The organism is Trinickia sp. HAY1-2D, assembly GCF_056754935.1.
This window is the reverse complement of the sequence record NZ_JBPGWX010000001.1, coordinates 708,301-721,401: the sequence shown is the minus strand read 5'-3', so window position 1 is coordinate 721,401 and position 13,101 is coordinate 708,301. Positions and strand designations below refer to the sequence as shown.

10 protein-coding genes are annotated in these 13,101 nt (G+C 63.6%); 3 read left to right on the top strand and 7 right to left on the bottom strand.

Annotation, left to right across the window (positions count from 1 at the left end):
* The 3 genes from ACR9ZC_RS03175 to ACR9ZC_RS03165 form a co-directional block, all read right to left on the bottom strand.
* A complete protein-coding gene (locus ACR9ZC_RS03175) occupies window positions 1-993 on the bottom strand; it encodes a LysR family transcriptional regulator (protein ID WP_481579090.1) in 993 nt (330 codons plus the stop codon).
* Window positions 994-1,076: 83 nt separating this feature from the next.
* Complete coding sequence (locus ACR9ZC_RS03170; RefSeq protein WP_481579089.1) at window positions 1,077-1,574, bottom strand: hypothetical protein; 498 nt, start codon at window positions 1,572-1,574, stop codon at window positions 1,077-1,079.
* A 360-nt stretch (window positions 1,575-1,934) separates the two neighbouring features.
* Window positions 1,935-3,338 (bottom strand): aminotransferase-like domain-containing protein, encoded by a 1,404-nt coding sequence (locus tag ACR9ZC_RS03165; RefSeq protein ID WP_481579088.1) that lies wholly within the window; start codon window positions 3,336-3,338, stop codon window positions 1,935-1,937.
* Window positions 3,339-3,452: 114 nt separating this feature from the next.
* On the opposite strand from ACR9ZC_RS03165, the gene aptA reads away from it, so the two are divergent.
* Window positions 3,453-4,778: an omega-aminotransferase AptA gene (gene aptA, locus ACR9ZC_RS03160; RefSeq protein ID WP_481579087.1), complete on the top strand. Its 1,326-nt coding sequence runs from the start codon at window positions 3,453-3,455 to the stop codon at window positions 4,776-4,778.
* A gap of 36 nt (window positions 4,779-4,814) precedes the next feature.
* Here aptA and ACR9ZC_RS03155 read toward each other — a convergent pair whose 3' ends face one another.
* Window positions 4,815-6,272 (bottom strand): FAD-binding oxidoreductase, encoded by a 1,458-nt coding sequence (locus ACR9ZC_RS03155; RefSeq protein WP_481579086.1) that lies wholly within the window; start codon window positions 6,270-6,272, stop codon window positions 4,815-4,817.
* A gap of 8 nt (window positions 6,273-6,280) precedes the next feature.
* Complete coding sequence (locus tag ACR9ZC_RS03150) at window positions 6,281-7,483, bottom strand: cytochrome P450 (RefSeq protein ID WP_481579085.1); 1,203 nt, start codon at window positions 7,481-7,483, stop codon at window positions 6,281-6,283.
* 148 nt (window positions 7,484-7,631) lie between these two features.
* Here ACR9ZC_RS03150 and ACR9ZC_RS03145 point away from each other — a divergent pair, with 148 nt between their 5' ends.
* Window positions 7,632-8,726 carry a terpene synthase family protein gene (locus ACR9ZC_RS03145; RefSeq protein WP_481579084.1) on the top strand — a complete coding sequence of 365 codons (1,095 nt, stop codon included), beginning with the start codon at window positions 7,632-7,634 and terminating at the stop codon, window positions 8,724-8,726.
* A gap of 1 nt (window position 8,727) precedes the next feature.
* Window positions 8,728-10,092 carry a protoporphyrinogen/coproporphyrinogen oxidase gene (locus ACR9ZC_RS03140; protein WP_481579083.1) on the top strand — a complete coding sequence of 455 codons (1,365 nt, stop codon included), beginning with the start codon at window positions 8,728-8,730 and terminating at the stop codon, window positions 10,090-10,092.
* Here ACR9ZC_RS03140 and ACR9ZC_RS03135 read toward each other — a convergent pair.
* Entirely contained in the window at window positions 10,046-10,420 is a 375-nt protein-coding gene (locus tag ACR9ZC_RS03135; protein WP_481579082.1) for a VOC family protein, read from the bottom strand. The two genes, ACR9ZC_RS03140 and ACR9ZC_RS03135, sit on opposite strands and share 47 nt — an antisense overlap.
* A 135-nt stretch (window positions 10,421-10,555) precedes the next feature.
* Window positions 10,556-13,063, bottom strand: a complete 2,508-nt coding sequence (locus ACR9ZC_RS03130) for a penicillin-binding protein 1A (RefSeq protein WP_481579081.1) — start codon at window positions 13,061-13,063, stop codon at window positions 10,556-10,558.
* Window positions 13,064-13,101: the final 38 nt, after the last annotated feature.

Genomic DNA, 13,101 nt, shown 5'->3' with positions numbered 1-13,101 from the left:
TTAGTCGCGCGAGCGCACGCGCCGTGCTCCCGCTTTCGGCGTTTTCGCCGGTTTCGCTGTTTCGGACGCCTCGGTCTGCCGATCCTGCGTGAACGACCGCGCATGCTCGATAAACGCACGCAGCTTCGGCAGTACCTGTTTCCTGTCAGGGAAATAGAGGAACAAGCCCGATGTGAGCGGCGCGTGTCTGGCCAGCGCTTCTTCGAGCCGCCCCGAGCTCAAGTGCTCCGCGGCGACGGGCTCCGGCACCTGCGCCAACGCCGCACCGCTTAGCGCGGCCTCCAGCATCGTCGGGAAATCGTGAACGATCAACGAGCCCGACACGCTCAGATCGACCATTTCGCTCCCTTCTTTCAGCCGCCACGTGGCAAGCGCACCGTTGGACCGCCGCAGCCGAATGCACGAATGCGCGGCGAGCTCGGCCGGTGTGCGGGGGCGACCCCGCCGTGCGAAATAGGCGGGACTTCCCACCACGATGAATCGAAACGGCGGCGTGAGCCGGATGGCAACCATATCGCTCGCGATCAGCTCGCCCATCCGTATCCCCGCATCGAAACCTTCCTTTGCCAGATCGACGAGCTTTTCGCTGGCGGCAATCTCGACGGCGATATCGGGGTAGGCGGCGCTGAACGAGGCCAGAAGCGGCTGCAATACGAGCGGTACGGCCGCGCGCGGTACCGCGATACGAAGCAGGCCCGACGGTTTTGCGCCGAGTTCGCGGGCGGCATTGCTTGCGGCAAGGATTTCCTGGAACGCGGGCAGGGCGCGTTCGAGAAAGCGCTCACCAGCTTCGGTCAGGCCCACGCTGCGCGTCGTGCGCGTGAAAAGCGCGATGCCCACGCGCGCTTCGAGTGCCCGGACGGCTTGGCTCACGGCCGATGGGGTGACGCCAAGATCGGCCGCTGCGCCTCGAAAACTGCGGCGTTCGGCGACACGTACGAATGCCTCGACCCCGTCGAGGGTGCCCCGCTGGACTGCGTAGTCGCGCTTCATGGTCTGCTCGTATTCATTCGATTTGCCGAACGCCAAGTGGACGTAGCTTACCCGCAGCGCGGCAAATGGGGGAGCGCGAGTCTCTACAGACCCTGCCGCTTGACCCAGTTGGGGTCGTAGGTTTCGGCACGCTCGCCCAGCAGCGTCAGATCCAGGTCGGGATGTATGGCGATCGGCTCGAATTCGGCGCCCTTCGCGTCATAGCTAACGGTGACGTGCGCGATATAACCGCCGCCGTATGCCCAGCCAGCGCCTTTGCCTCTCGCGGCTTCCCATCTCTGCTCGAGGGCGGGCGCGTTGAAGCGCAATGCGATGCCATCGCCCAGTCGCACCAGATGACAGCCGGTCCGCAGATCGATCGTCACCGGCTCGGTGAGCGGATCGAGCGTCTCGCCAGCCCGTAGTGGATTCGGGCTGCGTACGACTGTCACGTGCATCTTGTCCGGCGGTACCAAGACCATATCGCTGGTGGATATGCCCTGCCCACGCAGCGTCTCGTCGGCCAAGTCGAGCAAGCGTTGCGCACTGCCATGTTCGACTTGGCGCGAGACGTAGAGACCCTGCTCGGCGTCCTTCCTCAACCCTGCGCCGGCTTGACCATCGGCGGCGTCGGCAACGGAGGGTGAACCTGAATGGCCGCGCCGTGGCAGTTGCCGCAAGCGGTCGAGGAGGGGATGAGACGCGGGCGCGGACGTCGGCGTCCCGGAATCGCTCGACGTCGTCTCGTTATTATCGTGCGGCGGCGTCCGTTCCGGCCGGGAAGCCCTGTTCCAAGGTAACCAAGACGTCAACTGGCGGTCCATAACCGTAGTGGGAAGTCCCGATCCTATCGGCGAGAACCGGCCACTCGCGCGAGCGATGCGAAGCGCGGCGGCGCCCAACGAAGGCTCGACACGCCCGTTCGCGCGGGAAGCTGGCAGCGTCATGCGAAGCGCTCGTATCTATGCCGCGAGCCCGCGTATGAATTCCCAAAGCTCGGGCACGTCCGATGTCGCCGCATTGAATCTGAACCAGGCCGATTCGGCCTCGGCCGGGCGGAAATACGATCCCGGTGCGAGCCAGATTCCCTTGGTCAGCGCTTCGGTCGCAACGGCCAAACTCTCTTCGGGCCGGATGGGCAGCTTCGCCCACAGGAAAAGCCCGGCGTTGGGCGTATGAAAGATTTCGAGCCCTGAGCTCAGCATCGATTCGGCCACGCTCGCATGCGCATTGAACAGCCGCTCGCGTATATGAGCCGTGTGACGATCGTAGTGTCCTTCGATCAGCACATTAGCCACCATTCTTTCCGTGACTTCGGAAGACGTCAGCCCCACGACCATCTTGGTCAGTGCGAGCTTTGAAATGAGCTCGCGGTTCGCGGCGATGTAGCCGACGCGCGCGGCCGGCGTAATCGTCTTCGAAAATCCCGACAGATAGATCACGCGCCGCAATCCTTCCATCGCGGCGAGACACGGCGCGCCGGGCGGCGCGAGTTCACGCGAGATGTCGTCTTCGACGACCCATAAACCTTCGCGATCGGCGATCTGCAGCAAGCGGAACGCGGACGCCGCGCTGAGCGAGGTCCCCGATGGGTTTTGCAGTGCCGTGTTGACGAATATGCCTTTGGGGCGATGTTCGCGGATAACGGTTTCGAGTTCTTCCGTATCGATGCCTTCCGCCGTGCGAGTCACGCTGACCACATTGATGAACGCGACCTTCAGGATCTGCAGCAAATTGCAGTAGCAAGGATCCTCGACGACGACGGTATCGCCCGGCTGCAGCAACGTCCGTACGATCAGGTCCAGCCCCTGCGTGACGCCTTGTGTCAGCAGGACGTCCGCAGTGCCGACGGACAGCGAATAGCGGCGCAACGATCCGCTGATGTATTCGCGAAGGGCGCCCAGCCCATAGGGATGCCCGTAACCGCCGATGCGCGCGCCCGGCGTGCGGCTCACCACACGCAGCGCATGCTGCAGACCGCTCTCGTTGACCCAATCGTTCGGTATCCAGCCGCTTCCGGCCTTGATCGGTATCGATTGGTCGGCGAAAACATCCGAGAGCAACCAGGCTCCGTTCAGGCTCGGCGCGTGCCATGCCGGCGCGGCGGGCGTCTGGCCCACTGGGGTTGCGACGCGGTAGCCCGCGCCTGCGCGCGCCACGATCAACCCGAGCGAGACGAGCCGCTGATACGCTTCGGATACCGTATAGGTGCTGAGGTTGTACGACTTGGCGAGCGCGCGTACCGACGGCAGCGCAGTGCCCGCGGGGTAGGTGGCGTTCTTGAGTTCCTGCCTGACCGACGAAACGATCTGCTCGACCAGCGTACCCTCGTCTTTCCGAGACCGGGATAAATTCAGCTTGAACATTTCAATACAGTCGGGAAGAAAAAACCAGTACGGTCTGAGTATTCGTTTTTTGCTGTCCAGTGATTGTAGCCTGCACAGTCGCTAAAGTCGGTCGCACATCGATGGAGACATAGAATGAGCGCAATGGAAAACCCGAATCTTTCCAATTTCTGGATGCCCTTTACGGCAAATCGCCAATTCAAGACCGCGCCGCGTCTGTTCAAGGCCGCCAAGGGCATGTACTACACGACGGTCGACGATCGCTCCGTGCTCGACGCAACGGCGGGGCTGTGGTGCGTGAATGCAGGGCACGGTCGCGACGAAATCACCGAAGCGGTCTCCCGGCAATTGGCGACGATGGACTACGCGCCGACGTTCCAGATGGGGCACCCGCTGGCCTTCGAAGCGGCATCGAAAGTGGCCGAATTCATGCCGGCCGGCATGGACCGGATCTTCTTCACCAATTCGGGTTCCGAATCGGTCGATACGGCCCTGAAAATCGCGCTCGCCTATCACCGGGCGCGTGGCGAAGGTCAGCGCACCCGCTTCATCGGGCGCGAACGCGGTTATCACGGCGTCGGCTTCGGCGGCATTTCGGTTGGAGGTATCGCGCCCAACCGCAAGGCGTTCTCCGGCAATCTGATGCCGCATGTCGATCATTTGCCGCACACGCTCAATATCGCCGAATGCGCCTTCACCCGCGGCCAGCCGACCTGGGGTGCGCATCTCGCCGACGAACTGGAGCGGCTCGTTACGCTGCACGATGCCTCGACGATTGCGGCTGTCATCGTGGAGCCGCTCGCCGGATCGACCGGCGTGCTGGTGCCGCCCAAAGGCTACCTGCAACGGCTGCGCGACATTTGTACCAAGTACGGCATCCTGCTCATCTTCGACGAGGTCATCACGGGCTTCGGCCGTCTTGGCGCGCCAACCGCGAGCGAATACTTCGGGGTGACACCGGACCTGCTGACGATGGCCAAGGCGATCAACAACGCGGCGATCCCGATGGGGGCCGTTGCGGCGAGCCGTGCCGTTCACGACGCGGTGATCAATGCCGGGGCCGCCAATGCGATCGAGTTTTTCCACGGCTACACCTACTCGGCCCATCCGTCGGCGGCGGCCGCCGCGATCGCCACGCTGGACATTTACAAGCGTGAGCGGCTCTTCGAGCGCGCGAAGGAATTGTCGGGCGCGTTCGAGGATGCGGTTCACGAATTGCGCAACTCGCCGCACGTCAAGGACATCCGCAACCTCGGCCTGGTCGCCGGAATCGAACTCGAATCGCGGGCGGATGCGCCAGGGGCGCGCGCTTACGAGGTCTTCCTGAAGTGCTTCGAGGCGGGCGTGCTCGTCCGTTATACAGGCGATATCCTGGCTTTCTCGCCGCCGTTGATCGTCGAGGAGCGGCAGATCGACCAGATCTTTTCGACGGTTGGTGACGCGCTGCGTCAGGTCGGCTGATCGAAAATGGGCCGCCGCGCGCGGCCCGTATCGTCGCTACCTTTCCCGGGACCAGGCAACGCCGGCTGCGCGCAGCGATGCGGCAGCCGCTTGGGCCCGGGCGATGTTCTTGTTGTACGACAGCAGGTTGCGTGGATCGAATTCGGCCTTGAGCGCGCACAGGCGTTGCCATTTCTCGGGGGAGCCGTAGAGGTTGCGTAACCATTCGGCACCACGGTCGGTCGACAAATTGACGTACCCGGTTCGCAGCGAATACGGGTTCAGTGCGTTCATCACCCCGTCCACCCAACCTTCGTACTCCGCGTCTTCATCGGGCGTGTCCCATTGCCCTAGCACTTCCCAGAGCCAATAGGCACCTTCGCGCGAGTACGCCATCGCATCCTCGCCAACGTCGAAGTTCGCGCCACCCAGACAAGGAAAAGCAATCGCGACGCTCGGGCCGGGCCCGGTCGGTGCCGGCGCGCGCGATACGAGATCGACGGCAGTCTGGGCGATCTCGGGGGTGATCGCCGCCAGGTATCCGCCGCGGCTATGCTGGCGGCGGCCCGGTGGTGCCAACACATCGAGGAGCGAATTCGCTTCCAGCCACGAGGATGGGCGAACCATGTCGGCAAGCGGGCGTGCCAACGGCCGCACTCCTGCGAGCGCTTCTTCATACTTCGCCGATTCGCCTGTGTAGACCACGATCAGCACGAAGATCGGTACCCCGATCATATGCGGGGGCAGCCCGGGTAGCGGTGGCGCCGGCAGAATCACGGGGTACAGCGTTAGCTCACGCGGGGCGGCGAGCATGACTTCGTCGATTCGGCCGAGGATAGGCACCGCGGCCTCGATGGGATAAACGATCAGCCCGCTCACGATGTCGGGTCCCACCTTGTGCGCCTGATAGGTGAACGACGTCGCGATGGCGAGATTGTGCCCGGCGCCGCGCAGTCCCCAGAACAGTTCCGCGTTTTCTTTCGCCGACGCGCTCAGCCTGCGGCCGTCGACGGTCACGACATCGACCGAGAGAAGATTGTCGACTGTCATGCCGAATCGCCGCGTCAGGTAGCCGATACCTCCGCCCAGTGTCAGGCCAGCCGCGCCGGTGGTCGAAACGGTACCAGAGGGCACGACGTACCCGTGTTGTTGCGTCGCCGCGTCCATCTCGCCGAGCAGGACTCCCGCTTCGATCGTCGTGACGCCGGTCTGTGGATCGACCTCGATGTGCTTCATCAACGACATATCGATGACAAATGCATCGTGCGGCATCGCGTGCCCGTCGATCGCATGCCCGCCGCTGCGAATGGCGATCGGTTCGCTGCGCCCGGCGCAGTACTCGACCGCCATCACGATGTCCTCGATATCGCGGCAGCGCGCGATCAGCGCAGGCTGACGCGTCGCATATCGAGCGTTGGGGAGCGCCCGGGCCTCGGCATATCCCGGGTCGCCCGGACGCAAGACGACACCTTTGAAGCCCGCGGGAGGGAAGTCTGAAAACGTCTTCGAAGACATGGCTCGAGTCATTGAACGATCCGAGCGGGCAGCGATTTGATCAGGGCGGTCTCCGAACCGGCAAATTCGTGCTTGACCGCATCGGGTGCTATGAGCTCGATGTCCGGCAGCCTCCGCAACAGCGTACCTAGCGCCACGTTCATCTCCATGCGAGCCATCGGCTGACCCATGCAGGCGTGTATCCCGAAACCGAAGGTCAGCAATCGGTTGCTGCCGAGGTCGCGATCGAGATCGAATGTATCGGGGTCCCGGAACACCTTCGGATCGCGATTGGCGGCCGCCCACATCAGTTGTACCGAGCTGCCGGCCGGGATATCGACGCCACCTACCGTCACATCTCGGGTAGTCATCCGATAGATGCCGAAAAAAGGTGTATGCAGCCGCATCGATTCCTCAACCGCGAATGGGATGAGGAAGGGATCTTCGATCAACCGGCTTCGTATGGCAGGGGAGCGCAGCACTTCCCATAAAAGGCTTGTCAGCCCACTGACCGTTGTGCCGTGGCCCGCGTTCAGAAGACTGTTCATCGTCGCGCCCACTTCCATGGCGGTCAGCGGCCGGTCGCCCAGCCGCGCGTGCGCCAGCTTGGTCAGGAAGTCATCGCGCGGTTCCTGGAGCCGCGCATGAACCTCTTCGAGGCCAAACTCGGCAAACGCCTGGAAGGCCGCGGCTGCTCTATGAGGGTCTCCAGAAGCAGCATGCAGTTCGACCGTATAGCGTCGGACTTCGCTGCGCTTGGTCTTGTCGAAGCCGATCAGATGACACAGCGCGAGCAACGGAACCTGCTCCGCGAAATCCGCTTGCAGATCGAATGCCCCGCGCCGAGCGACGTCGTCGAGTAGTTCCTCCACGTCCTCCCGTACCGCTGCTTCGTGAAGCGTTGCCGTATCGGGGTTCAATACTTCCGCAAATAATTTGCGCCACGACGCATGCTCGGGCGGATCGTATTCGATCGGCGGAAATCTTGGCCGCTCTGCCAGCGGGCGCAGCACCTGTGGGCCGGAACGGTAGGTTTCCCAATCGATGTGCGCTGCCTTGACGTCGGCGTGGTCGAGAAACACATAGTGGCCCCCTTGCGTGTCGCTCCAGAACACGGAGCGCCCGGACGCCCGCGCTTCACGAAATAATGACAATGCTTCGTCGGGCGTCGTTTCATAGGTGCTGAAGCCCGCGAGGCGCCGATCGAGGCTGTATGACGATGTCTGCGCCATGAAATCGCTCCTGTCCAGTCGATTTGCACTGTATCTTCATGGTCGGGAATTGCACGCGCGCGCAATCGTAGCTTGCGGCTCGCCACGGAGATTCACCTACGGCTTTGATTCGTTCGCAGTCCTAACCCCCGAAGCATACTGAGCACGCGTGAATTCCCGGACGGTGGCAAGTGTGCGTGACGAAATGCAGGCGGCTCGAACGCTCCTCGAAGCGCTGGGCACAGATCGATCGCCGGTCAGTGTATGGACCGGGCTAGCCGAAGCGTGGGTTCGGGAATGGGCCGTCGCATTCGGGCTCACGCGCTCGAAAGTTGCCCGGGACCGGTTCCGCAAGACTGCTGCCGGTGCCCTGGCAGGCCGCGTTTATTCCACTGCCATCGATCAGGATCGGCTTCAGACGGCAACCGCCTGGATTGGCTGGCTCTTTCTGATCGACGATCAACTGGATGAGGGCGAAACAGGAAGAGAGCTGCAACTCGTCAGAGACCGCCTGCGGCCCTTCATCGCGATGGCCGGTGAAATGACGGGAAGGACACCGGTGCGCCTCGAAGGCGGCGCGCGGTCGGTGAGTCCGGCCAGAGAACCGTCGTCGTGCCTGCCCCTCGTTAGCGCCCTACGAGACATCTGGTACCGGATGGCCGGGCATATGACGGAGCATTGGCGCGCTGTTTTCGCGCGACATTATTTGGGCTACCTTTCCGGCTGCGAGTGGGAAGCGGCAAATCGAGGGCGTGGCCGTATACCGCCGATCCACGAATTCGTGCCGAACCGTCGTCACGCGGGCGCGATCTGGCCGTCGCTCGATCTGCTCGAATATGTGGCTGATGCGCCGCTGCCGGACGCCCTTCGCAGCCATCCGCTGCTGCTCGAAGCTCGGACCGCATGTGCCGACGTCGTCTGCTGGAGCGACGATTTGCTCACCGTTGCCAAGGAGCGGGCGCACGGCGATGTGCACAATCTCGTCATCGTTCTAGAGCACCAGACAGGATGCGATGAACCAACGGCATTGCAGAAGGTGGTCGAGCGGATTGCATCGCGTATCGACGATTTCGATGCGTCGCGCGAAAGAATATCCGCAACGGATCTTGGCGGTCATTCGCGCGATGCCGTCGACCGGTATATACAGGGATTGCATCACTGGATGCGAGGTCACCTGGATTGGGGCTTGCAAACGATACGATACGATGCCGATGCGACATTAGGGGTGCCCTACCTCGAAGATCTGCTGAGCGCGAGCGAGTAGCGTGGTGACCACGGGCGAGCGTGTCATCGTCGTGGGCGCCGGCGTAGCTGGCCTCGCCGCGGCCTACCGGTTGAACAAGGCGGGCCTTCGCGTGACGGTGCTGGAGCGCATGGGCGAAGTCGGTGGCCGCATGTCGACGCATCTTCGGGACGGCTACCGCATCGACATTGGTGCGAGTCTTTTGCCGACGAGCTACCGGCACATGTTGGCGTTGATCGACGAAGCGGGTCTTGCCGACCAGATCGAGCCCACGTCGAGCCTTTTCGGTCTCGTGCGCGACGGCAACGTGCACCGCTTTCAGGCGGGCAATCTCAAGGATATGCTCGGAATTCCGCTTTCCGCGCGCAGCAAGGTGACGCTGTTGCGCGCGCTATGGGATTGCATCCGGCTCGGAGACAAGCTCGACTGGTTCGATCTTTCGCGCGCACATGCCGCCGACCGTGAAAGCGCTCCCGAGTATGCAGTGCGGCGCCTCAATCGCGAGATTCGCGACTACCTCGTCGAACCGACCTGCGCGAGTATGACGCTCAATACGGCGGAGGACAATTCGGCCGCCAGCTTTCTGTTTTTCATTCGCCGCGTGCTCGCGACCCGGGGGCTCTTCAATTCTCCATCCGGCGTCGCCTTCCTGCCGAGAGGGCTGGCGCGCCAGATCGAAGATGTGCGGCTGGAAGCGACCGCGCTCGAGGTGGAGCGCACGAGAGCGGGGGTCACAGTCACGTGGCGCGATGCGCACGGGGAGCAGCACAGCACTGAGGCCGCCCCGTGCGTCATCGCATTGCCTGCGCGTCAGGCAGCGCAGCTTTATCGAAACTGGACGCCGGATCAGCGCGCGTTTCTCGAGAGCGTGCGCTATGGCAGATGCGTCAATGTCTCGTTCGCGCTATCGGTCCCGCCCGCTGAGCCGGCGTGTTTTCTGCTCGTACCCCGCGTCGAACAACCAGACCTCGGAGCGATCGTCCTCGAACACAACAAGGCACCGGGTCGAGCGCCCGCCGGCCGCGGCTTGGTCACGACGTACTGGCGGCAGACGTGGAGCGACCCGCGGGCCGATCTCGACGACGATGCGATCGGGAAAGCCGCGCTCGATACGCTCGCCGGCGCACTGCCGCATCTGCTGACAGACGTGCAATGGACGCATGTACAACGGTGGAGCCCATCGATCGCGGTGAATGCTCCCGGGCACCTGTCGGCGCTGCGGCGCTTCGTTCAATCGGTCGATTGGGGCTCGCCGGTGCAACTGGCCGGAGACTACTTTTCCGGTTCGACGACGAACTCGAGTCTTTGCTCTGGAGAGAGGGCTGCGGCACGTGTGCTGGCTAGCCTCGCGAAGAGCGGCGCAGGCGTGTCGGCCATCCCACTCTGACCAACACGTCATCGGGTGCGTTCAGCGCGAACTCGTACATTCCCCACGGTTTGTCGCTCGGGTCGCCGCTTCCGAGGATTTCGGCACCGAACACGGCGGAGAGTTCGTCTACATCCTCGCGGTAGAGGTAAAGCCCGAACGGATTGCGCCCCGGCAGGAGCCACCCTTCGACAGCCGGATTGAGATGGACTTGCCCACCGAAACCGTCGGCGAGCATTCGATAGTCGCCGAGACTGCCTGCCTCGCGCTTGAAGCCCAGCCGTGCGAAAAACGCCTCGGTGCGGTCAAGATCGTTGCAGGGCAGTATGGCGGTAAGGGTCGGTTGCATGTCGTCAATCTCGCGTGAAGAGCTGGCAATAGCGCTGCATAAAGCAAAGGAACAAGAGCGTATCGAGCTTCCCGGCCCATCGACCGGAGCATGGGTCCGTGTACTCACTGCTACGCCGAAATCGGGCAACGCTGGTCACTGCTGTTGGGGGCCGCTTTCACGCTCCATATCCGGCGGTGCGGATGGCGCCGTTTGCGCCGGTTCCGAGGCCGCGCCGCCCGCATCGGGCACAGCAGGGAGGGGCGGCGCGGACGCTGCTTGCGACATACTCGCCGGCACCGGCGCAGGCACCGACGCAGCCGCAGCCGCAGCCGGCTGTGCCGGCGTCTCGATAGTATCCTGCACCGCGGCGCCGGCGGATTCGTTGACGTTCGTTGCAGCGCTCGCCTCTTCGCTCGCACTGGCGGACGGCGGCCGCGGAGCCTCTGGAGTCCGAACCGCGCCGGTCGCGGCTCGTTGCCGCGGCGCGCCGCCGAAGAGCGCCTCGCGCCATCCTTGCAGCCGTTCGCTCAAGCGCGAGCGGAATTGTTCGAACGCGGAAGGCTCCGCTACCGTATCGAATCGCACGCGCGCATCGACGATTCGTGCACGCAACGCCCGCTGAAAGAACTCCCCGACGATCGGTAATGCCGTATGCGCGCCTTGCGCCCAATAATCGCTGCGCAGCGTGACGCGCCCGTCGTCGAACCCTACCCACGCGCCTGCCACCAATTCCGGATGCATGAGAATGAACCATCCATCCGCGCCGTCTTGCGTCGTGCCCGTCTTGCCGGCAACGTCGGCGCGAATGCCGAAGCGGCTGCGAATCGATGAACCGGTGCCGTAGTTCACGACATCTCGCATTGCATCGACGAGCGTACGATCGACATCCGGGGCAAGCGCCCGCTCGGCTTGTGCCGGAGCGAATTCGGCGAGCACGTTACCGTTCGCATCGTCGATTTGCGTGACCATTTGCGGTGCGCGGTACACGCCGTCGTCGGCGATGGTGCCATAGGCCGCGACCATTTCTTTCAGCGTCACGGGACTGGTGCCGAGTGCGAGCGAGGGCACCTCTTCGAGCGGACTCTCGCGCACACCCATCGCGCGGGCCAACCGGGCGACCTTGGCCGGGCCGACGCGTTCGATCACCTGCGCGGTGATCCGGTTGCGCGAAAGGGCGAGCGCGCGCCGCAGCGTGAACGCGTCGCCATTCGCAGGTGTTTCGTCGGAGGGGCGCCAGATTTCCCCGCCCTTGAGTGCGATTGCGACGGGTTGGTCGACGAGCTTGTCGTCGGCTTTCGCGCCGGCCGCAAAGGCGGCGCCATAGACGAACGGCTTGAATGTCGAGCCAGGTTGCCGCCGCGCTTGTTGAACGTGATCGAACGGCTCGCGCGCGAAGTCGCGGCTGCCCACCCACGCGCGGATCTCGCCCGTGCGCGGGTCGATCGCGAGAAAACCCGCCTGGATGTCGGTCTTCGCAGTGCAGAGTGCGCGCATGAAGGATGGATCGCGCGCCAGTTGCTTCACCGTATCGGACTCGCTTTGACCCGCCGCGCGGGCGGCGCGGTAAAGATCGGTCTCGCGCATGAACGCGACGAAAGTCGGATTGGCCGCGGAGCAACCTTCTCTTCCCGACCAGGCGCGGTTCGCTATGCTCTGCAACTGACTCGTCTGCGATGCGACGGCCTGCGTTGCCATCGTCTGCAGTCTCGCGTCGATGGTCGTATGCACGACGAGGCCATCGGCATAGATGTTGTAGTCGTTGCGATCGGCCCAAGCGATCAGCCATTTGCGCAACTGCTGCGCGAAATGAGGCGCGGGTCCGGGCGGCTCGGTCTGCCGCTCGAAATCGATGCCCAGCGGACGCGCTTGCAGCGACGCGTACTGGGCCGGCGTGAGCCGCCCGTATTTGACCATCTGGGCAAGCACCGTGTTGCGTCGCTGCAGCGCTCGCGCGGGGTTGAGCCGCGGGTTGTAATAGGCATTGCCTTTGAGCATCCCGACGAGCGTCGCGGCCTGGCGCGCGTCGAGTTCCGCGGCCGACGTGTCGAAATACGTGCGCGCGGCCATTTCTATTCCGTACGCGTTATAGAGGAACGGCACCGTATTGAGGTAGGTCTCGAGAATCTCGTCCTTGCGGTAGACCGCCTCGATCTTCAGCGCGGTAATCGCTTCCTTGAGCTTGCGTGTGAGCGTTGGCGCACGTCCGATTTCATCGGGATAGAGGTTGCGGGCGAGCTGTTGCGTGATCGTGGAGCCGCCTTGGCGGTCGCCCGAGAACGTATGGAGCGCCGCACCGATCGTGCGCCGCCAGTCGATACCGTGATGCTGGTAGAAGCGATGGTCCTCGGTGGAGATCAGCGCATCGATGACGCGCGGCGAGATATCGGCCAGCTTGACCCATTCGCGGTTCGACGGCTTGAATTCGGCCAGCAGCTTTCCGTCCGACGAAAGAATCTGCGCGGGGCGATCGACGCGTGCCTTGCGGATGTCGCCGATACCGGGAGTCAGAGGGATCAGCGCCAGGACGTAGAGCACAAACAGCACGGGGACCGCCGCGAGCGCGAGTGCGATGCCCCGCCGCGTGGGGCGCCGCAGGCGTGCGCATCCGGCAAGCGCCAGTTTTCTCGCCGAGAGAAGCAATTGCTGGACGGGCTCGATCATCTATCGGTACGAGGCAAAACGAGAACGAAAGCCGCGAT

Excerpts from the sequence above, each read along its gene's own strand:
- ACR9ZC_RS03155 (WP_481579086.1), bottom strand. The coding sequence starts at position 6,272 with ATGTCTTCGAAGACGTTTTCAGACTTCCCTCCCGCGGGCTTCAAAGGT.
- ACR9ZC_RS03150 (WP_481579085.1), bottom strand. The coding sequence starts at position 7,483 with ATGGCGCAGACATCGTCATACAGCCTCGATCGGCGCCTCGCGGGCTTC.
- ACR9ZC_RS03175 (WP_481579090.1), bottom strand. The coding sequence starts at position 993 with ATGAAGCGCGACTACGCAGTCCAGCGGGGCACCCTCGACGGGGTCGAG.
- ACR9ZC_RS03165 (WP_481579088.1), bottom strand. The coding sequence starts at position 3,338 with ATGTTCAAGCTGAATTTATCCCGGTCTCGGAAAGACGAGGGTACGCTG.
- ACR9ZC_RS03135 (WP_481579082.1), bottom strand. The coding sequence starts at position 10,420 with ATGCAACCGACCCTTACCGCCATACTGCCCTGCAACGATCTTGACCGC.
- ACR9ZC_RS03130 (WP_481579081.1), bottom strand. The coding sequence starts at position 13,063 with ATGATCGAGCCCGTCCAGCAATTGCTTCTCTCGGCGAGAAAACTGGCG.
- aptA (WP_481579087.1), top strand. The coding sequence starts at position 3,453 with ATGAGCGCAATGGAAAACCCGAATCTTTCCAATTTCTGGATGCCCTTT.